17 protein-coding genes are annotated in these 19,731 nt (G+C 68.0%); 8 read left to right on the plus strand and 9 right to left on the minus strand.

All coding sequences use genetic code 11. The features are described 5' to 3' along the window. Window position 1: 1 nt before the first annotated feature. Window positions 2-1,468 (minus strand): MocR-like pyridoxine biosynthesis transcription factor PdxR, encoded by a 1,467-nt coding sequence (pdxR, locus tag AC3B6C_RS15630; protein ID WP_488373399.1) that lies wholly within the window; start codon window positions 1,466-1,468, stop codon window positions 2-4. Between the two features lie 82 nt (window positions 1,469-1,550). Between pdxR and AC3B6C_RS15635 the strand changes: the two genes are divergently transcribed. Together AC3B6C_RS15635 and AC3B6C_RS15640 are read left to right on the plus strand one after the other, a co-directional pair. Beyond that, window positions 1,551-2,330: an SDR family oxidoreductase gene (locus AC3B6C_RS15635; RefSeq protein ID WP_488373400.1), complete on the plus strand. Its 780-nt coding sequence runs from the start codon at window positions 1,551-1,553 to the stop codon at window positions 2,328-2,330. Continuing rightward, complete coding sequence (locus AC3B6C_RS15640; RefSeq protein WP_488373401.1) at window positions 2,327-2,836, plus strand: carboxymuconolactone decarboxylase family protein; 510 nt, start codon at window positions 2,327-2,329, stop codon at window positions 2,834-2,836. Before AC3B6C_RS15635 ends, AC3B6C_RS15640 begins: the two co-directional genes overlap by 4 nt. On the opposite strand, the gene coaA is transcribed toward AC3B6C_RS15640, so the two are convergent. Further along, on the minus strand, window positions 2,808-3,749 hold the full coding sequence (gene coaA / locus AC3B6C_RS15645; RefSeq protein ID WP_488373402.1) for a type I pantothenate kinase: 942 nt from the start codon (window positions 3,747-3,749) through the stop codon (window positions 2,808-2,810). The two genes, AC3B6C_RS15640 and coaA, sit on opposite strands and share 29 nt — an antisense overlap. 97 nt (window positions 3,750-3,846) lie before the next feature. On the opposite strand from coaA, the gene AC3B6C_RS15650 reads away from it, so the two are divergent. The 5 genes from AC3B6C_RS15650 to AC3B6C_RS15670 all read left to right on the plus strand — a co-directional run bounded on the left by AC3B6C_RS15650 (window position 3,847) and on the right by AC3B6C_RS15670 (window position 10,453). Beyond that, complete coding sequence (locus AC3B6C_RS15650; RefSeq protein ID WP_488373403.1) at window positions 3,847-5,082, plus strand: DUF885 domain-containing protein; 1,236 nt, start codon at window positions 3,847-3,849, stop codon at window positions 5,080-5,082. Window positions 5,083-5,091: 9 nt separating this feature from the next. Then, window positions 5,092-6,399: a serine hydroxymethyltransferase gene (gene glyA, locus AC3B6C_RS15655; RefSeq protein WP_010841825.1), complete on the plus strand. Its 1,308-nt coding sequence runs from the start codon at window positions 5,092-5,094 to the stop codon at window positions 6,397-6,399. A gap of 43 nt (window positions 6,400-6,442) precedes the next feature. Continuing rightward, complete coding sequence (locus AC3B6C_RS15660; protein WP_488373404.1) at window positions 6,443-7,309, plus strand: acyl-ACP desaturase; 867 nt, start codon at window positions 6,443-6,445, stop codon at window positions 7,307-7,309. Window positions 7,310-7,661: 352 nt separating this feature from the next. After that, the gene (gene phoH2, locus AC3B6C_RS15665; RefSeq protein ID WP_010841827.1) at window positions 7,662-8,957 is read left to right on the plus strand and encodes an RNA 5'-3' helicase PhoH2; all 1,296 of its coding nucleotides are present in this window, start codon (window positions 7,662-7,664) and stop codon (window positions 8,955-8,957) included. Between the two features lie 536 nt (window positions 8,958-9,493). Continuing rightward, window positions 9,494-10,453 (plus strand): L,D-transpeptidase family protein, encoded by a 960-nt coding sequence (locus AC3B6C_RS15670; protein WP_488373405.1) that lies wholly within the window; start codon window positions 9,494-9,496, stop codon window positions 10,451-10,453. Window positions 10,454-10,864: 411 nt separating this feature from the next. On the opposite strand, the gene AC3B6C_RS15675 is transcribed toward AC3B6C_RS15670, so the two are convergent. Both AC3B6C_RS15675 and AC3B6C_RS15680 read right to left on the minus strand, forming a co-directional pair. Next, a complete protein-coding gene (locus AC3B6C_RS15675) occupies window positions 10,865-11,761 on the minus strand; it encodes a universal stress protein (protein WP_488373406.1) in 897 nt (298 codons plus the stop codon). A 136-nt stretch (window positions 11,762-11,897) separates the two neighbouring features. Further along, window positions 11,898-12,545 carry a response regulator gene (locus tag AC3B6C_RS15680; protein ID WP_055474972.1) on the minus strand — a complete coding sequence of 216 codons (648 nt, stop codon included), beginning with the start codon at window positions 12,543-12,545 and terminating at the stop codon, window positions 11,898-11,900. Window positions 12,546-12,718: 173 nt separating this feature from the next. On the opposite strand from AC3B6C_RS15680, the gene AC3B6C_RS15685 reads away from it, so the two are divergent. Next, window positions 12,719-14,443: a sensor histidine kinase gene (locus tag AC3B6C_RS15685; protein ID WP_488373407.1), complete on the plus strand. Its 1,725-nt coding sequence runs from the start codon at window positions 12,719-12,721 to the stop codon at window positions 14,441-14,443. Here the strand turns inward: AC3B6C_RS15685 and AC3B6C_RS15690 are convergent. The 5 genes from AC3B6C_RS15690 to glpX form a co-directional block, all read right to left on the minus strand. Further along, window positions 14,440-14,718 (minus strand): hypothetical protein, encoded by a 279-nt coding sequence (locus AC3B6C_RS15690; RefSeq protein WP_010841832.1) that lies wholly within the window; start codon window positions 14,716-14,718, stop codon window positions 14,440-14,442. The genes AC3B6C_RS15685 and AC3B6C_RS15690 overlap by 4 nt on opposite strands. Before the next feature lie 22 nt (window positions 14,719-14,740). After that, window positions 14,741-15,430, minus strand: coding sequence for a PIG-L deacetylase family protein (locus AC3B6C_RS15695; RefSeq protein ID WP_488373408.1), 690 nt, complete (start codon window positions 15,428-15,430; stop codon window positions 14,741-14,743). 5 nt (window positions 15,431-15,435) lie between these two features. Then, window positions 15,436-16,851 (minus strand): class II fumarate hydratase, encoded by a 1,416-nt coding sequence (locus tag AC3B6C_RS15700; protein ID WP_010841834.1) that lies wholly within the window; start codon window positions 16,849-16,851, stop codon window positions 15,436-15,438. Between the two features lie 7 nt (window positions 16,852-16,858). Further along, window positions 16,859-18,556 (minus strand): fumarate hydratase, encoded by a 1,698-nt coding sequence (locus tag AC3B6C_RS15705; RefSeq protein ID WP_488373409.1) that lies wholly within the window; start codon window positions 18,554-18,556, stop codon window positions 16,859-16,861. A 124-nt stretch (window positions 18,557-18,680) separates the two neighbouring features. Next, window positions 18,681-19,676 carry a class II fructose-bisphosphatase gene (gene glpX / locus AC3B6C_RS15710; protein WP_010841836.1) on the minus strand — a complete coding sequence of 332 codons (996 nt, stop codon included), beginning with the start codon at window positions 19,674-19,676 and terminating at the stop codon, window positions 18,681-18,683. Between the last annotated feature and the right edge of the window lie 55 nt (window positions 19,677-19,731).

The raw sequence follows: 19,731 nt of genomic DNA on the forward strand, positions 1-19,731 counted from the left end.
GTCAGTGTGCGACGGAGTCGGCGAGCAGGCCGGTCAGTGCGGTGAGATCGGTGCCGAAGGTCGACGCCGCGGGGGTCCCGAAGCCGACCGCCAGTCCGCCGGAGGGCAGCGGATCGGCGTCGGGATGGCGGAACAGGGACTGCCCGGTCACCGCGATCCCGCGTTCGTACGCGCGGTGCACGATCGCCCCCTCGTCGGCATGCGCGACGGGGATCAGCGCGTGAAGGCCCGCGGCGACGCCGGGCACCTCCAGGCCGATCCCGGCCAGGGCTTCCACCAGCGCGTCGCGCCGGGTGCGGTAGGCCTGTCGGCTGCGGCGGATGTGCCGGTCATAGGCGCCGGAGCCGATCAGCTCGGCCAGCGTCAGCTGGTCGACGATACTCGCGTCGGATTCGCGGAATCCCTTGCCGCGCAACACGGATTCGACCAGGTGCGCCGGGGTGGCGAGCCAGCCGGCGCGGACGGCCGGTGACAGGCTCTTGCTCAGCGAACCGGTGTGGACGACGACGTCGGGTCCGAGTGCCTGCAGCGCGCCGACGGGTTCGCGGTCGTAGCGGAACTCGCCGTCGTAGTCGTCCTCGACGATGACGGCGCCCGAGCGCCGCGCCCAGTCGACCACCTGCATCCGCCGGGCCGGCGAGAGGGCGACGCCGGTGGGGAACTGGTGGCTGGGGGTCAGCAGCACCGCGGAGGCCCCGGTGCGCTCGAGCTCGTCGATCACCATGCCGTCGGAATCGATGCGCACCGGCACGACCCGTGCACCACCGCGTTCGAGGGCGTGCCGATGGAAGGGCAGGCCGTGACTCTCGACGGCGATGACTTCGCCGATCACGGTCCGCGCCAACAACTCCAGCGCCGACAGGACCGAGGTGCCGAGGATGACCTGGTCCGGGGTGGTGCGGACCCCCCGCGTGCGGGCGAGGTAGCTCGTGAGCGCGCTCCGCAGCTCGACGCGTCCGCGGGGATGGGCCGGTCCGAAGACCTCGTCCGGGGTTTCGGTGAGGGCGCGGCGGGTGGCGCGAATCCAGTCGTTGCGCGGGAACATCCCGGCACACGGACGCCCCAGCGAGAAGTCGTGGCGCAGTGCGGGCAGCGCGGTGGATGCGCCGGGATCGGGGGCCTCCGGTGGGCGCGCGGCACCCTCGGCGACCCTGGTGGCCGATCCCTGTCGCGCGGTCAGCCATCCCTCCGCGATGAGTTCGGAGTACACCGCCGACACGGTGCCGCGCGCCAGGCCGAGGTCGGCGGCGAGGGACCGGTAGGGCGGCAGTGCGGTGCCCGCCGGCAGACGACTGTCGAGGATCGCCGAGCGCAGCGCCTCGGTGAGGGCCCGGCGCCGTGTGGCACCCCGCCCTCGGGCACCCGCGCCGGGATCGGGCTGCAGATCCAGGAAGAGGTCCGCCCCGAGCCGTTCGGCGACTTCGGCCCACGGATCGGCCACCGTCGAATTGACCCGTTTTTCTGCCATCGGATTGGACCACTTTCTTGAGCTAATTGCGGCCTAGCCTAAACCCGGAACAACGAGATGTCCGTCCTTGAGGAGGAACGAGATGAAGATCGTGGTCGTGGGCGCCAGCGGTGTACTGGGGAGTCGGGTCGCCGACCTTCTCGTCGAGCGTGGGCAGGAGGTGGTGCGCGCAAATCGCGCGAGCGGCGTCGACGCCTACACCGGAACCGGCCTCGCGGCGGCGTTCGACGGTGCCGACGCCGTCGTCGACTGCCTCAGTCTCCTGACGTTGAAGGCCGCGGAGGCGATCGACTTCTTCGAGACCACGGCGACCCATATCGGGCGCGCCGCGACGACCGCGGGCGTCAAACACGTGGTCGTGGTGTCGATCGTCAATGCCGACGTCCCCGCGGTGAATGCCAAATTCGGTTATTACCAGGGAAAGGCGGCCCAGGAAGCGGCCTACGCGAAGGTCGTGGACCCCGCCGCGCTCACCGTCCTCGCCTCGGTGCAGTGGTTCGAACTCGCCGAGCAGATGATGTCGAGGATGAGATTCGGTCCGGTCGCCGCGGTGCCCAGGCTGCGCTGCGCCCCGGCAGCCGTTGCCGACGTGGCCGTGGCCGTTGTCGACGAGGTGACCGCGGGTCCGTCGGGCAAGCGGAAGGTCGAGGTGGGCGGGCCGGTGGAGATGGACCTGGTCGATGTCGCGAAAGCGGTTGCCGCGCAAACCGGATCGCCGCGCTGGGTGCTGGGCGTCCGGTTCGGCGGGCCGGCGATCCGGGGTGGCGGGCTCGTGCCCGCCCATCCGGACGTGGTGACCACGACGACGCTCGACGGGTGGCTGGCCGGTCGTGAGCGCGCCCGGGCCGGAGGCCGGCGATGAGCTCCGACACCCGACCGGCGACGAGAATGTGGATACCGCAGGACAACCCGTCCGTCTACAAGGCTCTCGTCGCACTGCAGCGGGCAGCGTCGGCCGGCGTCGACCCGGAACTGGCCGAACTCATCGTGATCCGGGCGTCGCAACTGAACGGGTGCGCATACTGTCTGCACATGCACACCTCCGATGCCCTCGCCAAGGACATCGACACGCACAAACTGATGCTCATCGCCGCGTGGCGCGAGGCCGGTCCGGCGTTCACCTCCGCCGAGCGGGCCGCGCTCGCACTCACCGAGAGTGTCACGCGGATCGGCGAGTACGGCGTTCCCGACGACGTGTTCGACTCGGTGCGTGCACATTTCGACGCCGCCGAGACCGGTCAGCTGGTCGCCTCGATCGTGATGATCAACGCCTGGAATCGCATCGCACTCGCCGGGGCCTACCCGGCCGGACTCGACGAGCGACGAGCCACGTCGTCAATCAGAGCTTCCGCAGACGCACCCGGTTGATCGAGTGGTCGTGATCCTTGCGGAGCACGAGTGACGCCCGGGGCCGGGTGGGCAGGATGTTCTCGATCAGGTTCGGGCGGTTAATCGAGGTCCACAGATCCCGTGCCGCGGCCGTCGCCTGCTTGTCGGTCAGCGACGCGTACGCGTGGAAATGCGAGTCGGGGTTGGCGAACGAGGTCGTCCGCATCTGCAGGAAGCGGGAGATGTACCAGGACTCGATGTCGTCGATCTTGGCGTCGACGTAGATCGAGAAGTCGAACAGGTCCGACACCATCAGCGTCTCTCCGGTCTGGAGCACGTTGAGGCCCTCGAGGATGAGGATGTCGGGCTGGCGCACATAGTGATAGACGTCGGGCACGATGTCGTAGGCGAGGTGCGAGTACACCGGCGCGGCGACCTCGCGCGCACCCGACTTCACCTCGGTGACGAAGCGGAGCAGCGCCCGGCGATCATACGACTCGGGAAACCCCTTGCGGTGCAGAATGCCCCGGCGCTGCATCTCGTCGGTGCGGAGCAGGAAACCGTCGGTGGTGACCAGGTCGACCTTGGGGTGTGACTCCCATCGGGCGAGGAGGGCGGCGAGCACACGTGCCGTCGTCGACTTCCCGACCGCGACGCTGCCGGCGATCCCGATGACGAAGGGCACCTGACGGTTGGTCTGCCGCTCGCCGAGGAAGGTGGAGGTCGCGGCGAACAACCGTTGCCGCGCAGCGACTTGCAGGTGGATCAGACGCGACAGCGGCAGATAGACATCGGCGACCTCGTCCAGGTCGATCTGCTCACCGAGGCCGACGAGTTCGGCCAGCTCGTCCTCGTTGAGGACCAGGGGCATGGACTCGCGGAGTTCACGCCACTGCCTCCGGTCGAGTTCCAGGTAGAGACTCGGATCCCGATCGGTGGCGTTGCGGGCCATCAGGGCAGCTCCGCCGATGTCGGATCCGCCGCTCCCGGAGTGATCATGCGTACAGCTTAGGGCGGCGTGGAACGGCGTCGATCGGTAGCCTGCCGATATGCCGTCCTCGCCCGTCGCCGACGCCGCCACCACCCCCGACCCGCTGGTGACCGAGTACCTCCGACTCGGGCTCGGCTTCGACCGCCTCGAACGGGGCTTCGTCGACGCCTACACCGGCGATCCGGCACTGAAAGCAGAGGTAGAGAACGGGCCTGCACCCGATCCCGTCCGGCTCGCCGAACGTGCGCGCGGCCTGCTCGCCGACCTGCCCGGGACACTCGACGCGGCGCGCGCCGAGTTCGTCGGCGCCCATCTGCGCGCCCTGGAATGCTCGGCCCGCAAGTTCGCCGGCGACGAAGTCGGATTCGTCGACGAGGTCCGCGCCTACTTCGACGTCGACATCGAGATGGCCGACCCGGACCGATATCGGCAAGCGCACGCCGACCTGGCGCAGGCGCTCGGTGTCCCGGGCGCGACGGGTGACGAACTCCGTAACGCCTACGCCGCGCACCGGCGCGTCGACGAGGTCCCGCCGGAGCTGGTCGACGAATGCGTCCGCACGTTCAGCGGTGCGCTCCGCGAACGAGTTCGATCGGCATATCCGTTGCCGGACAACGAGATCGTCGAGTTCGAGGTCGTGACCGACAAGCCGTGGTCGGGATTCAACTACTACCTCGGGAACTACCGCTCACGCGTGGCCATCAACGCCGACCTCACGCAGTACATGTCCTCCCTGCCGGCCCTCATCGCACACGAGGCCTACCCCGGACATCACACCGAACACTGCCGCAAGGAACAGCTGCTCGTCGGCGCCGGGCAGTCCGAGCAGTCGATCTTCCTGGTCAACACCCCGCAGTGCCTGATGGCCGAGGGCCTCGCCGACCACGCCCTCGCCGCGATCGTCGGTCCCGACTGGCAGTCGTGGGCCCAGGAGATCTACGCCGACCTCGGGCTCCGCTTCGACGCCGAGCGCGCGATGAGCGTCGGACGTGCCACCGCCGGACTCCTGCCCGTCCGCCAGGACGCCGCGCTCATGCTGCACGACCGCCACGCCGACGCCGACGCCGTCGCCGAACACCTCCGGCGCTGGCTCCTCGCCCCCGAGGAACGGGCCCGGCAGATGCTGCGATTCCTCACCTCACCGCTGTGGCGCGCGTACATCAGCACCTACGTCGAGGGCTATCGGTTGCTCGAGCAGTGGCTGGACTCGGCCGCCGACCGCGCGGCCGCCTTCGGACGCCTGCTCGACGAGCCACTCATCCCGGCGAGCCTGCGTCGCGAACTCGGTGCCTAGAATCGGGGCATGACCGCGAACCCGTCATCCGTGAACTCGATGTCCCTGGCCGAGCTCGACCCCGACGTCGCCGCCGCCATGAACGGTGAACTCAGCCGCCAGCGAGACACCCTCGAGATGATCGCCTCGGAGAACTTCGTGCCGCGCGCGGTCCTGCAGGCCCAGGGCAGCGTGCTCACCAACAAGTACGCCGAGGGATATCCGGGACGCCGCTACTACGGCGGTTGCGAGTACGTCGACGTCGTCGAGGACATCGCCCGCAACCGGGCGAAGGAACTGTTCGGCGCCGACTTCGCGAATGTGCAACCACACTCGGGTGCCCAGGCCAACGCCGCCGTCCTGCAGGCCCTGATGGAGCCGGGGGAGACCATGCTCGGTCTCGACCTCGCCCACGGCGGTCACCTCACCCACGGCATGCGCCTGAACTTCTCCGGCAAGCTCTACGAGAACGCCTTCTACGGCGTGAGCAAGGAAGACTTCCGCATCGACATGGACGAGGTGCGCAAGATCGCCCTCGACGTGAAGCCGAAGGTCATCGTGGCCGGCTGGTCGGCCTACCCCCGCACCCTCGACTTCGAGGCCTTCCGCGCCATCGCCGACGAGGTCGGCGCCCACCTCTGGGTCGACATGGCGCACTTCGCTGGTCTCGTCGCCGCCGGACTGCATCCGTCGCCGGTGCCGCACGCCGACGTCGTGTCCTCGACCGTGCACAAGACGCTCGGCGGACCGCGCTCGGGGATCATCCTCGCCAAGCAGGAGTGGGCGAAGAAGCTGAACTCGGCGGTGTTCCCCGGTCAGCAGGGCGGCCCGCTGATGCATGCGATCGCAGGCAAGGCCGTGGCCCTCAAGATCGCCGGCACCGAGGAGTTCGCCGAGCGCCAGCGCCGCACCCTGTCCGGGGCGAGGATCCTCGCGGAGCGTCTCACCGGATCCGACGTGGCCGAGGCCGGCGTCTCGGTCCTCACCGGCGGCACCGACGTCCACCTCGTGCTCGTCGACCTGCGGAACAGCGCCCTCGACGGTCAGCAGGCCGAGGACCTGCTCCACCAGGTCGGCATCACCGTCAACCGCAACGCCGTGCCGTTCGACCCCCGCCCGCCGATGGTCACCTCGGGTCTGCGCATCGGCACCCCTGCGCTGGCCACCCGCGGCTTCGGCGATGAACAGTTCGCCGAGGTCGCCGACATCATCGCCGGTGCGCTCGCCGCCGGCGACGCCGCCGATGTCTCGGCGCTGCGCGGGCGTGTGTCCAAGCTCGCTCTCGACTTCCCGCTCTACGAGGGTCTCGAGGAGTGGGGCCTCATGAGCCGGATCTGACCTGGATTGCCCGGCCGGGCCCGGCGTCCGTATCCTTTCAGCGATGAACGCCCTCACTGAAGACGACCTGATCATCGCGCTCGAGAAGGCTCTTCCCGAGATCGCCGAAGACCACCAGTCGGCCGCGAGTCCGTGGAATCCGCACGACTGGGTGCCGTGGGACGACGGACGCAACTTCGGGTTCCTCGGCGGGAAGGACTTCGACCCGTCCGAGGCCTTCCTGTCCGACGAGGCACGTGCGGGGCTGCTCGCCCTCCTGCTGACCAAGGACAACCTGCCGTCGTATCACCGGGTGCTGGCCAAACACTTCCCGGCCTTCTCCGACTGGCGGCAGCTCGTGGGCGTGTGGACCGCCGAGGACAACCGCCATGCCATCGTGCTGCGTGACTACCTCGTCGTCCGGCGCGCGATCGATCCGGTGGACGCCGAGGAGCGTCGCCGCATCCATGTGACCCAGGGCTACCGCCAGGTCCCGGAGCAGATCGACCCGCTCGGTCCGCTCGACGTGCTCGCGTTGATGGCCGTGCACGAGAACCAGTGTGTGCATTTCGTCAAGCGGCTGTCGGCGGTCGCCGGTGACGACGCGCTCGTCGAGATCCTCACGAGGATCGCGGCCGACGACCAGGGACAGGCCACCACCTTCGGGGCGTTCCTCAACGCCGGGATCGTCGCCGACCAGGACGCCACCGTCCTCGCGATCGACAGCGCGCTGGCGCTCGACGAGCCCATCGGCCACGACATCGCCGACTTCGACGCCGAGCGCGCACTCATCGCCGACTACGAGAACGACGAGGTGAAAGCGGCCATCGCAACGACCCTGGCCGACGCGGTCAGGCTCGACACCGTCTCGGGTCTCGGTGACGAGGCTCAGGCCGCGCGCACCCGGATCCTCGCGCGCGCCGGACGCTGACCCGCCCACCGCGAGGGCGTCGCGACCGTGAACACGGCGCCACCGGGACGACGAAAGTCCTGGTGGCGCCGTGTTGCGTCTCCACTCCAGACGATACGGCGGTTTACCCATAATTCACGCCGACACACCTGATTCCGGCGCGCCGCCACGGATTTTCGCGCGTACGTTGGCCAGTGACGGACCGCGGGGAAGCGGTTCGTTCGGGAGGTTCACATCGTGGTTTGTGCGAGCAACGCGAGGGGGCCGGCCCCGGTCCTCGTCCACCTCGGCTGACGCCGGGACATCGGACAACTGGACCGCCGGTCGACCAACACCGGTTTGTGCGGGTGCCGCACGAACGTAGGAGCCCCACGTGACCACACGCACCTACGTCCTCGATACCTCCGTGCTGCTGTCCGATCCCTGGGCGGTCATGCGCTTCGCCGAACACCACGTGGTGTTGCCACTGGTGGTCATCAGCGAACTCGAGGGCAAACGTCACCACCACGAACTCGGTTGGTTCGCGCGTGAGGCGTTGCGCATGCTCGACGACATGCGGCTCGAACACGGACGACTCGATCTGCCGCTCGAGATCGGCGACGACGGCGGCACCCTCCAGGTGGAGCTCAACCACACCGACCCCGCGGTACTGCCCGCCGGATTCCGCACCGACTCCAATGACTCCCGCATCCTCGCCTGCGCCCTCAACCTGCGTGCCGAGGGCAAGGACGTGACGCTGGTGTCCAAGGACACGCCGTTGCGTGTGAAGGCCGGCGCGGTGGGGCTGGCCGCAGACGAATACCACGCCCAGGACGTCGTCGTCTCGGGGTGGACGGGGATGACCGAGCTCGATGTCGAGACCGCTGCGATCAACACGCTGTTCGCCGAGGGTGTCGTCGACATCGACGATGCCCGGGAGCTCCCGTGTCACACGGGGATCCGGTTGCTCAGCGCCACGTCGAGTGCGCTCGGTCGCGTGAACTCGGACAAGCGGGTGCAGTTGGTACGCGGTGACCGGGAGGCGTTCGGGCTCCACGGACGGTCGGCAGAACAGCGCGTCGCTCTCGATCTGCTCCTCGACGACAGCGTCGGGATCGTGTCGCTCGGCGGCAAGGCGGGGACCGGAAAGTCGGCGCTGGCGCTCTGTGCGGGACTCGAAGCGGTCCTGGAGAGGCGTACCCAGCGCAAGGTGGTCGTGTTCCGTCCGCTGTACGCGGTCGGCGGGCAGCAGCTGGGCTACCTGCCGGGTAGTGAGTCGGACAAGATGGGCCCGTGGGCGCAGGCGGTTTTCGACACCCTCGAAGGGCTCGCGTCCCCGGAGGTCATCGACGAGGTCTTGAGCCGCGGGATGTTGGAGGTGCTCCCTCTGACGCACATCCGCGGACGGTCCCTGCACGACTCATTCGTCATCGTCGACGAGGCGCAGTCCCTCGAACGCAACGTGCTGCTGACCGTTCTCTCGCGATTGGGGTCGGGATCGCGAGTGGTCCTGACGCACGACGTCGCCCAACGCGACAACCTCCGGGTGGGCCGGCACGACGGTGTCGCCGCGGTCATCGAGAAGCTGAAGGGCCACCCGCTCTTCGCGCACATCACGCTCACCCGTAGCGAACGGTCGCCGATCGCCGCCCTCGTGACCGAGATGCTCGAGGAGTTCGCGCCCCAGTAGGTCGGCACTCGTCCAGGTATCGGTAATTCTGCGGTGCACCAGATCTCGCCGGATACGCGAAGGCCGCGTCGCTCACCCGAGAGGGGGAGTCGACGCGGCCTTCGGTGTCGGATCAGGCGGTCGGCGGTTCGATCGGGGTGAAGTCGCGGAGCGAATTCAGGAGGTCGACGATGGCGGTGAGCAGTTCGACGTTCTCCAAGGATGTCATTGTTCTCCCTTTTATCGAATGGCTATCCGGTCGACGAGCGCCTTGATCCGGCACTGTCATTTGCGACACTAATGATTTGCTGACAAACGCGCAAACAAAGATCGCGGAATTTTCGGGTCTTTTGCTTAATGGTTTCGTGAAACGTCTATTGCCCTGCATCGCGAAATATGACAATCACCTGTTTTCGTATCGGGAAATCCGGGGCGACACCGCCGGATCCCGGTGTGTCGCCGGGGCCGGCCGACACCCGATCCGAACCGCACCGTGACCAGGACGTGACTCACGCACTCTTGCGCGCTGTCACACTGATGTGGTGCAGAAGTTACTGATGAGGCAATTGAGACTGCTGGGACTACTGGTGATCGCGGTACTCGCCGCGACTGTCGGCGGTGCAGGCCAGGCGCTCGCCGCCCCAGAGACGACTACACCGGAGACACCCCCGCCGGGTGCGGGGGCGGCGCCGGGCTCGGGAATCCCTCTTCTCGACGGAATTCTCGATCAGCTGGCAGGCGGGACGGGCTCGGCCGACGGGACCGATGGCTCCGGGACGGCCGGGCCGACGAGCCAGATGATCGTCGTGACGGCGCCGAGGGCATCCGACACCACCGCCACCCTGACGGCTTTCGACCGGGGCGCCGACGGCAGCTGGAAACCGGTCATCGGTCCGACGAAAGCGTTCCTCGGATCGTTGGGTATGGGCGAGCCGAAGGACAACGTCCACCGGACGCCGCAGGGCACCTTCCCGCTCGACCAGGCTTTCGGTCGCGCCGCGAACCCCGGGACCAAGATGCCCTACCTGAAGGTCGACCAGCAGGACTGGTGGGACTCGAACATGAAGTCGCCCACCTACAACACCCACGTGCGGCAGCCGCAGAGCCCTGGTGGCGACAGCGAGAACCTGTACAACTCCGGGCCGGTCTACGACTACGCGGTCAACATCGCGCACAACCCGCAACGGACCCCGGGCCGGGCCTCGGCGATGTTCCTGCACGTCACCAACGGTGAGCCGACCATGGGCTGCGTCGCGATCGACCGTGAACTGATGAAGCAGATCCTCGTGTGGCTCGACCCGGCGAAGAACCCCAAGATCACCATCGGCGTTAACCAGGGGGCACCCGCGGGCGAGGCGCCCGGAGCGACCCCTCAGACCGCTCCGGGCACGACGCCGCCGGGGACGACACCACCCGCTACGTCGGGTGTCCCGGGTGCCGATGTCCTGACCGGCCTGCTCTCGCAGCTCGTCGGTGTGGTTCCCGCGCTCTTCGGACTCGGCGGTCAGGCGGGCTGACCTGCTCGTCGAGCCGTGACTACGAACTCGAGAGGATTGCCCGGGCGCATCGGCACCCGGGGCACCACGTGGCCCCGGAGCCGATGTCCCAGCCGTTCACCCGGGCGAGGTTGTCCAGATCGGACCGGCGCAGGGGAGCGCGGACGGTGAATCTCCGTCCGCAGCTGTCGCAGTCACGGTCGACGGGCGGCCGTTCGGTTTCCACGGGTGCGGAAACAACTGTCATCGCGAAGCCTTCTGTGTAGATCTTTCGGTCAGTTGATCGTTCTGTCGCTTGACCGGGTGTCGGGTCGCTCGTCCCAGGGGCCTCCCCTCTCCTCGGACGAGCGACCATTCCAGTGTCGGAAGATGTGATGCAGATCTCAAGGGCCGAATGACACACAGTTCGGCGGTGGTCCCGCCGAAGCGGTGTCACCGGTCGTGCGGAACAATCAGAACCGGGCACCGGGCCCGCTGGAGAACGGCGAGCGTCGTCGACCCCACCAGCATGCGGTCGAAGCCACCGCGGCCGCGGGCCCCGACCACCACCAGTTGCGCGGCCTGCGCGTGATCGAGCAATGCCCGCGCCGGGCGATCCCGCACGATCGCACATCGGACCCGGACCGCCGGATGGTCGTGGCGCAGCCCGGTGAGCTCGTCGTCGAGCCACGTCGCCACGGTGGCGCGTAGGGCCCGCCAGGCGAGCCCGTGCTCGGGGGAGGGCGCTGTCGGATCGACATCGGACCCGTCGGAGTCGCGCCAGGCATGGACGACCGTGACGGGGACGCCGCGAACCGCCGCCTGCCCGAAGGCGGACGTCGCCGCGAGGCGGCTCGCGGGTGACCCGTCCACCCCGACCACCACCGCGGCCGACGTCCGCTCCGGCGGGGTCGAACCCGGGTCGCGGATCACGGTCAACGGGCACCGGGAGTGCTCGGCGAGTGCGAGAGCGACCGACCCCAGTGCCACGCGGTCGCCCGCGCGATGGCCTCGATTGCCGACGACCAGCACCCTCGCCGCCGACGAGGCCTCGAGCAGAGTGGGTATCGGAGGTGCGCATTCCACCCGCGTCGCGATCCGGACGGGCGACTCCGCAGCCGCACCGCTCGACTCCCTGATCGCACGGTTCGATTCGGACAAGGCCCGCTCGGCCCGCCTTCGCAACGGATCGAGCGAGTGCGGGCTCTCGGCGACGAGGCCGGCCGACGGACAGGCGGCGGAGATGAGTTCGACCGGCGAATGGTGCAACAGGGCATCGCGAGCGGCCCAGCACGCCGCCGCCCGGGCGGTGGCCGAACCGTCGATCCCGACGATCGTGGACGCAGTCAACGCGGCTGCCCCCTCCGCAGGTCGCACACCGGTGACCCCATGGGGTCCATTCACTGAGTACACACCCGGGGTGATGTGTCGCACATGCGCCAAAGATCCCGCACATCGAGGACCAAGGACCCATGCGCGGCGTGGTTCAGCGGCGTCGTTCGCGATTCGCGGACTTCGCCGCATACACCGCCGCCTGGGTCCGCCGTTCCATCCCGAGTTTGCCGAGCAGTCGCGAGACGTAGTTCTTGACCGTCTTCTCGGCGAGGTGCATCCGCGCGGCGATCTGTCGGTTCGTCAGACCCTCCCCGAGCAGGGCGAGGAGCGTACGGTCCTGCTCGCTGAGGCCGTCGTGGGGCGGTTCTTCGGCATCCTGCCGGGCGCGCAGTCGATCCATCAGCGCCGCGGCGGCGCGGTTGTCCAGCAGGGACCGCCCTGCTCCGACCTCGGCGATCGCTCGCGCGAGTTCCATTCCGGTGATGTCCTTGATGACGTATCCGCTGGCGCCGGCCAGGATGGCGTCCATCATCGCCTCGTCGTCGGTCAGGGAGGTCAGCATCAGGCAGTGCAGGCCGTCGACACTGCTCAACAGCTCCCGGCACAGCTCGATGCCGCTGCCGTCGGGGAGTCGGACGTCGAGCACGGCGACATCCGGTCGTACCGCCGGTACCCGGGCCAGCGCCTGCGCGACGGTGGCGGCCTCGCCGACCACCTCGAGATCGGGGTCGGACTCGAGCAATTCGACGAGACCCCGTCGGACGATTTCATGGTCGTCGACCAGGAAGACCCTGATCATGCCGTCTCCCTCCGGCATCGGACACCTGCATCGAATTGTAAGACTTTCCGATCGCATTTCGTAAATGTCCGCACGCCTAACTAATCGAGAAGATTCTCGTCGCATGGTGCGTGCGAGCGCGACGTTGGACCGAAGTTGCGCGGTGGAATTCGTGCCTGACTATGATCCGAGAGATGGCTTCCGAATTCTCGGAACTCGACCCGAGATCGCTCGAATTGCAGAAAGCGCTGTCGCAGATGCGTTTGCGCGAGCTGCTCGACGAGGTCGCCGACCGGGTCGGCCAGATCGCCGACGTGCGTGATCAGACCGATGGACTCCTTCAGGCGATGCTCGTCGTCAGTTCCGGACTCGATCTGGAAACCACACTCGAATCGATCGTGGCGTCGGCGATCCGGCTGGTCGACGCGGAGTACGGCGCACTCGGCGTCCTCGGGCGCGGGCACCACCTGTCTGCCTTTCTGTCGCAGGGCATCGACGACGAGACCCGCGTGCGCATCGGAAGGCTGCCGACCGGCGGCGGCGTCCTCGGACTGCTCATCGACCGACCCGAACTGCTGCGCCTTCCCGACCTCTCCGAGCATCCCGAATCCGTGGGGTTCCCTCCGAACCACCCGCCGATGACGAGTTTCCTGGGTACACCCATCCGGGTCCGTGACGAGATCTTCGGCAATCTCTATCTGACGGAGAAAAGGAACGGCGGCGTCTTCACCGAGGACGACGAGGTGGTGATCCAGGCTCTGGCGTCCGCGGCCGGGATCGCGATCGACAACGCCCGCCTCTACGAGCAGGCGCAGAACCAGCTGGCCTGGATCGAGGCCAACCGCGATGTGATGACCGAGCTGCTGACCGGCGCCGATCACCAGGACGTTCTCGAGGAGATTGCTCGCAAGGTGCTGAGCCTCGCCGAGGCCGACCTCGTCTTCATCGCCGAGCCCCACGACACCGAGGAGCCCGTCGAGTCGATCGACGAACTCGTGATCACCGTGGCCGAGGGCACCGAGGGCCACGTCTTCCGCGGCCAGAGCATCCCCATCGTCGGGTCGACGTCGGGGACCGCATTCGTCCAGCGACGCCCCGTTCTGCGTGAGCACCTGGAATACGACATCGGCGATTCGTCGACGCGCTTCGGGCCGGTGATGGCCGCGCCGCTGCGCACGGTCGACTCCACCCGGGGCGTGCTGATCGCCATGCGGGCCGAGGGGCGAGAGCCCTTCACGCGGGACCTCCTGGAGCTCAGCGCGGACTTCGCCGACCAGGCCGCTCTGGCCATGCAGCTGGCCACTGCCACGCTGCAGACCCATCAGATGCGTGTCCTCGAAGATCGCGAGCGGATCGCCCGTGACCTCCACGATCACGTGATCCAGCGGATCTTCGCCGAAGGACTCAGTCTGCAGGCGACGCTGCAGCGCACCCATTCACCCGATGTCCGTTCGCGCCTCACCCACTCCATCAACAATCTGCAGGACATCGTCCAGGAGGTTCGGACGACCATCTTCGATCTGCAGGCCGAGGACATGATGATCACCCGGCTGCGGCAGCGCGTGCAGGAGGCCATCGACCAGCAGATCGACGATCTGCCGATTCAGGTACACGTCCGGACGTCGGGCCCGCTGTCGGTGGTGGCGCCGCCGCTGGCCGAGCACGTCGTCGCGGTCACGCGGGAAGCGGTGAGCAACGTCGTCAAGCATGCCCGGGCCACGACCGTGACGGTGTCGCTCGCGATTGCCGACGAACTCGTCGTCGAGGTCGTCGACGACGGCATCGGGCTGCCGGCCGATGTGACGCCGAGCGGCCTCCGCAATCTCGCCCTCCGGGCCGAGAAGCTCGGTGGTTCGTTCACGCTGACCACGCCACCGAACGGCCGTGGTCTGGCACTGCGCTGGTCGGCGCCCCTCTAGGGTGCGTCGGCGTCGGCCGGCAGCCGCCAGGCCGATGTGCGCTCGGACAGCCATGCCACCGAGTGCAGTCCGGTCAGCACCCCGAACAGGACGAGAAGCCAGACCGACAATCCGATGAGTGCGCACACGGTGAATGCGGCGAGCAGTGCGACGAGAACGGATGTGAGAGTGATGACGGTCCCCCTGTCGGAGCGGATTCCTCCGGCGGCGTGCGGAGAAGTGGACCCCCACACCATCCACCGACGGCTCGCCTGGCGGGAGAGGCCGAAGGTCACCGATGCGCAGGGCCAAGGAACGTCAGCCGGTGTGGCCCCTCTTGAGTTCGAAGCCGGCCACGTGGCCGTGGGGATCATCGGTGCGTGGGGCTGTCGCCATCTCGATCTGCGCTCGTGCCTGGTCGAGGACCGGGGTGTCGGGATCCAGGACGGAGAGGTAGCGGTCGTGCGCGGCCAGCGCGTGGACGGCCGTGTCGATCTGATCCTCGACGTCGACGCCGTGGGTCGCCGCCGGACCGTTCTCGAACAACCACGACGGTGGGGACTCCAGGGCGTCGTAGGCGTCGAGCACGGCCGCGGCGAACTCCATGTGATCGCGCTGGTTGGGCATTCCCGGCGCCCACTCGGGACCCCCGAACAGCGAGACGATCACCTGCGGGCGGACGCGTTCGACGGTCTCGGCGATCTTGGCCCGCAACTCGGGGACGTTGCGGATGTCGCTGTCGGGGAAGCCCCAGAACTCGACCTCGTCGACGCCGACGATCGAGGCGGACGCGCGCTGCTCCGCTTCCCGGAGGGGCCCGCACTCGGCGGGTGAGAGACCCTCGATGCCCCGTTCACCGCTCGAGGCCAGCGCGTAGACGACGCGTCTGCCCTCGCCGGTCCATCGGGCGACGGCGGCGGCCATCCCGTACTCGGGATCGTCGGGGTGGGCGACGAGCACGAGTGCGGTCTGCCAGTCGGTGGGGAAGTTAAGCAGCTGCGCCGCCACGGTTCTCAGCGCTCCCGGTCGAGATTGGCCATCTTCAACACGTCGAGCCGGGCGTCGAGTTCGGCCTCGGTCAGCGTGTCGCCGACCAGCCCGCGATCCAGGACGGTCTCGCGAATCGTCTTGCCCTCCTTGAGGGCCTGCTTGGCCACGGCGGCCGCCTCCTCGTAACCGATGGCGCTGTTGAGCGGGGTGACGATCGAGGGTGAACTCTCCGCGAGGGTGCGCAATCGCTCGGTGTTGGCCTGCAGGCCGGAGATGCAGCGATCGGCGAACAGCCGCGAGACGTTGGCGAGCAGTTTCAGGGACTCGAGGACGTTGCGGGCCATCATCGGGATGTAGACGTTGAGTTCGAAGGCGCCGTTGCCGCCGCCCCACGTGACCGCGGCGTCGTTGCCGATGACCTGCGCCGCCACCTGTGTGACCGCCTCGGGCAGAACGGGATTGACCTTGCCCGGCATGATGGAGCTGCCCGGCTGGAGGTCGGGGAGGAGGATCTCGCCGAGTCCGGTGAGCGGACCGGAGCCCATCCAGCGGACGTCGTTCGCGATCTTGGTCAGCGACACCGCGACCGTCTTGAGCTGGCCGGAGAGTTCGACGAGCCCGTCGCGGGCCGCCTGCGCCTCGAAGTTGTCCTTCGCGAGCGTCAGGGCCTCGACTCCGGTCAGCCGCACGAGTTCGGCGACCACCTTGGTGCCGAACCCGTCCGGCGCGTTGAGGCCCGTGCCGACGGCGGTGCCGCCGATGGGCAGTTCGCCGACGCGGGGGAGGGTGGCGGTGATGCGCTCGATGCCCGCCTCGACCTGGCGTGCATAGCCGCCGAACTCCTGGCCCAGCGTGACCGGCACGGCGTCCATCAGATGCGTGCGGCCGCTCTTGACGACCTCACGCCATTCGGTTGCCTTGTCGCTCAACGCCTTCTGCAGATGCTCCAGCGCCGGGATCAGGTCGGTGACCGCGGCTTCGGTGGCGGCGACGTGCGTCGCCGTCGGGAAGGTGTCGTTCGACGACTGTGACATGTTGACGTGATCGTTGGGATGGACGTCCACGCCGCGTGACTTGGCGATCGACGCGATGACCTCGTTGGTGTTCATGTTCGAGCTGGTGCCCGAACCGGTCTGGAACACATCGATCGGGAACTGGTCGTCGTGGCGGCCGTCGGCGATCTCGGTGGCCGCGGCGACGATGGCATCGGCTTTCTCCGGGTCGAGGAGACCGAGGTCGGCATTGACCGTGGCGCAGGCCGCCTTCAGCAGTCCCATCGCACGGATCTGGGTCCGCTCGAGCGGCCGTCCGCTGATCGGGAAGTTCTCGACGGCGCGCTGCGTCTGGGCCCGCCACAGGGCGTCGACGGGTACCTGCACCTCGCCCATGGTGTCGTGCTCGGTGCGGTACCGCTGCTCATTGCCCTGTGCTCCGGTCATCGGTGTCCTACTCCTTCGATCGAATCCTTATGCCGCTCAGCGGGACGTTCACGGCCCCGCTCGGGTCGGTGAAAAAGTCGTTGCCCTTGTCGTCAACAACGATGAACGCGGGAAAATTCTCGACCTCGATCTTCCACACGGCCTCCATGCCGAGCTCGGGGTACTCGATGATCTCCTGGCTCTTGATGCAGTCGAGCGCCAGACGCGCCGCGGGTCCGCCGATCGAGCCGAGGTAGAAACCGCCGTGCGAGCCGCACGCATCGGTGACCTGCTTGGACCGATTTCCCTTGGCCAGCATGACCATCGAGCCGCCGGCCGCCTGGAACTGCTCGACGTAGCTGTCCATCCGGCCGGCCGTCGTCGGCCCGAACGATCCGGAGGCCATGCCCTCGGGGGTCTTCGCCGGTCCCGCGTAGTAGACGGGGTGGTCGCGGAGGTAGTCGGGCATCGGTTCGCCGGCGTCGAGGCGCTCCTTGATCTTGGCGTGCGCGATGTCTCGCGCGACGACGAGTGGCCCGGTCAGCGACAGGCGGGTCTTGACCGGGTACTGCGAGAGCTGGGCGAGGATGTCCGGCATCGGACGGTTGAGGTCGACCTCGACCACCTCGCCGCCCGAGATGTCCTCGGCCACACCGGCTGCGGGCATGTACTTGGCCGGATCGGTCTCGAGCTGTTCGAGGAAGACGCCGTCGGCGGTGATCTTGCCGAGTGCCTGACGGTCGGCCGAACACGACACCGCGATCGCGACCGGGCAGGACGCGCCGTGGCGGGGCAGCCGCACGACACGCACGTCGTGGCAGAAGTACTTGCCGCCGAACTGCGCACCGATACCGAAGGACTGGGTCAGCTTGAACACCTCGTCCTCGAGTTCGAGGTCACGGAAACCGTGCGCCGACATCGAACCCTGCGTGGGCAGGTTGTCGAGGTAGTGCGCTGACGCGTATTTGGCGGTCTTGAGTGCGAATTCGGCTGAGGTGCCGCCGATCACGACGGCAAGGTGGTACGGCGGGCACGCCGCGGTGCCGAGCGAGCGGATCTTCTCGTCGAGGAACTTCAGGATGCTCTTCGGGTTCAGGATCGCCTTGGTCTCCTGGAACAGGAACGACTTGTTGGCGCTGCCACCACCCTTGGCCATGAACAGGAACTTGTAGTCCGGCCCCTTGGGTCCCTGTTCGGTGGCGTAGATCTCGACCTGGGCGGGCAGGTTGGAGCCGGTGTTCTTCTCTTCGTAGGTCGTCAGCGGGGCGAGCTGCGAGTAGCGCAGGTTGAGCTGGGTGTAGGCGTCGTAGACACCCCGGGAGATGGCCTCGGCGTCGTCGGTGCCGGTCAGCACCCCTTCACTCTTCTTGCCCATCACGATCGCGGTGCCGGTGTCCTGACACATCGGCAGGACGCCCCCCGCGGAGATGTTGACGTTCTTCAGCAGGTCGAGCGCGACGAACCGGTCGTTACCCGAGGCCTCCGGGTCGTCGATGATCTTGCGCAGCTGCGCGAGATGAGCCGGGCGCAGGTAGTGGCTGATGTCGTGCATGGCCTCGGCGGTGAGCCGCCGGATGGCCTCCGGGTCGACCTGCAGGAAAGTTCGGCCGCCGGCGGTGAAGGTGGACACACCGTCGGCGGTGATCAACCGGTACGGGGTCTCGTCGGCGCCGGTGGGGAGCAGATCGGAGTAGAGAAACTCGGGGGCTGAGGCTGGTTTACTCACGGACCGCATCGTATCGCCCGCCCGAACGGCCCCACGCCACAGGTTGACTCGAGAAGTCGCCGGGGTCGGGACATCTCGGCCCGCTCGCTTCGCTCCCGGCACCGGCATGGGGCCGAATCGGGTCTCAGAGATCGATGCGGGAGTAGCCGCGGAGCTTGGCCGGCTTGTGAACGGCCTCGATGCGACGGACGGTGCCGGACTTCGAGCGCATCACCAGCGACCGGGTCGTCGCTCCGTTGGGTCGGTAGGTGACGCCGCGCAGCATGTCACCGTTGGTGACGCCGGTGGCGCAGAAGAAGGCGTTCTCGCCGCTGACGAGGATGTCATTGGTCAGCACGCGGTCCAGGTCGTGGCCGGCGTCGAGGGCCTTCTGCCGCTCTTCGTCGTTGCGCGGCCACAGCTTGCCCTGGATCTCGCCGCCCATGCACTTCATCGCCACCGCGGTGATGATGCCCTCGGGGGTGCCGCCGACGCCCATGAGCATGTCGACGGTGGAGTAGTCGTCGGCGGCCGCGACCGCACCGGCGACGTCGCCGTCGGAGATGAGGCGGATCTTGGCGCCGGCCGCCCGGATCTCACCGATGAGATCGGCGTGGCGGGGACGGTCGAGGACGATGACCGTCAGATCGGCGACGTCGATGCCCTTCGCCTTGGCGACCGAGTTGATGTTCCACTCGACGGACTCGTTGATGTTGATGGCGCCCTTGGCGTCGGGGCCGACGGCGATCTTGTCCATGTAGAACACGGCCGACGGGTCGTACATGGTGCCGCGTTCGCTGACCGCGATCACCGAGATCGAGTTGGGGCGTCCCTCGGCCATCAGGGTGGTGCCGTCGATGGGGTCGACGGCGACATCGCAGTCGGGTCCCTCGCCGTTGCCGACCTCCTCGCCGTTGTAGAGCATCGGCGCCTCGTCCTTCTCGCCTTCGCCGATGACCACGACACCGCGCATCGACACCGACGAGAGCAGCTCGCGCATCGCGTCGACCGCTGCGCCGTCACCGCCGTTCTTGTCGCCCCGGCCGACCCAGCGCCCGGCCGCGAGTGCAGCCGACTCGGTCACGCGGACCAACTCCATCGCGAGGTTGCGGTCCGGGGCCTGGTGGGTGCTGACGGTCATGGGCAATCGACTCCTCTGTACGGCGCTGGTCGCCTGGGCGGCGCCGAGTGATCGT

It is taken from the genome of Gordonia sp. 11cp (assembly GCF_057767225.1).

Bases quoted from the DNA above. Each gene is read 5' to 3' on its own strand.
- pdxR (WP_488373399.1), bottom strand. From the start codon at position 1,468: ATGGCAGAAAAACGGGTCAATTCGACGGTGGCCGATCCGTGGGCCGAA.
- AC3B6C_RS15635 (WP_488373400.1), top strand. From the start codon at position 1,551: ATGAAGATCGTGGTCGTGGGCGCCAGCGGTGTACTGGGGAGTCGGGTC.
- AC3B6C_RS15640 (WP_488373401.1), top strand. From the start codon at position 2,327: ATGAGCTCCGACACCCGACCGGCGACGAGAATGTGGATACCGCAGGAC.
- coaA (WP_488373402.1), bottom strand. From the start codon at position 3,749: ATGGCCCGCAACGCCACCGATCGGGATCCGAGTCTCTACCTGGAACTC.
- AC3B6C_RS15650 (WP_488373403.1), top strand. From the start codon at position 3,847: ATGCCGTCCTCGCCCGTCGCCGACGCCGCCACCACCCCCGACCCGCTG.
- glyA (WP_010841825.1), top strand. From the start codon at position 5,092: ATGACCGCGAACCCGTCATCCGTGAACTCGATGTCCCTGGCCGAGCTC.
- AC3B6C_RS15660 (WP_488373404.1), top strand. From the start codon at position 6,443: ATGAACGCCCTCACTGAAGACGACCTGATCATCGCGCTCGAGAAGGCT.
- AC3B6C_RS15670 (WP_488373405.1), top strand. From the start codon at position 9,494: ATGAGGCAATTGAGACTGCTGGGACTACTGGTGATCGCGGTACTCGCC.
- AC3B6C_RS15680 (WP_055474972.1), bottom strand. From the start codon at position 12,545: ATGATCAGGGTCTTCCTGGTCGACGACCATGAAATCGTCCGACGGGGT.
- AC3B6C_RS15685 (WP_488373407.1), top strand. From the start codon at position 12,719: ATGGCTTCCGAATTCTCGGAACTCGACCCGAGATCGCTCGAATTGCAG.
- AC3B6C_RS15700 (WP_010841834.1), bottom strand. From the start codon at position 16,851: ATGACCGGAGCACAGGGCAATGAGCAGCGGTACCGCACCGAGCACGAC.
- glpX (WP_010841836.1), bottom strand. From the start codon at position 19,676: ATGACCGTCAGCACCCACCAGGCCCCGGACCGCAACCTCGCGATGGAG.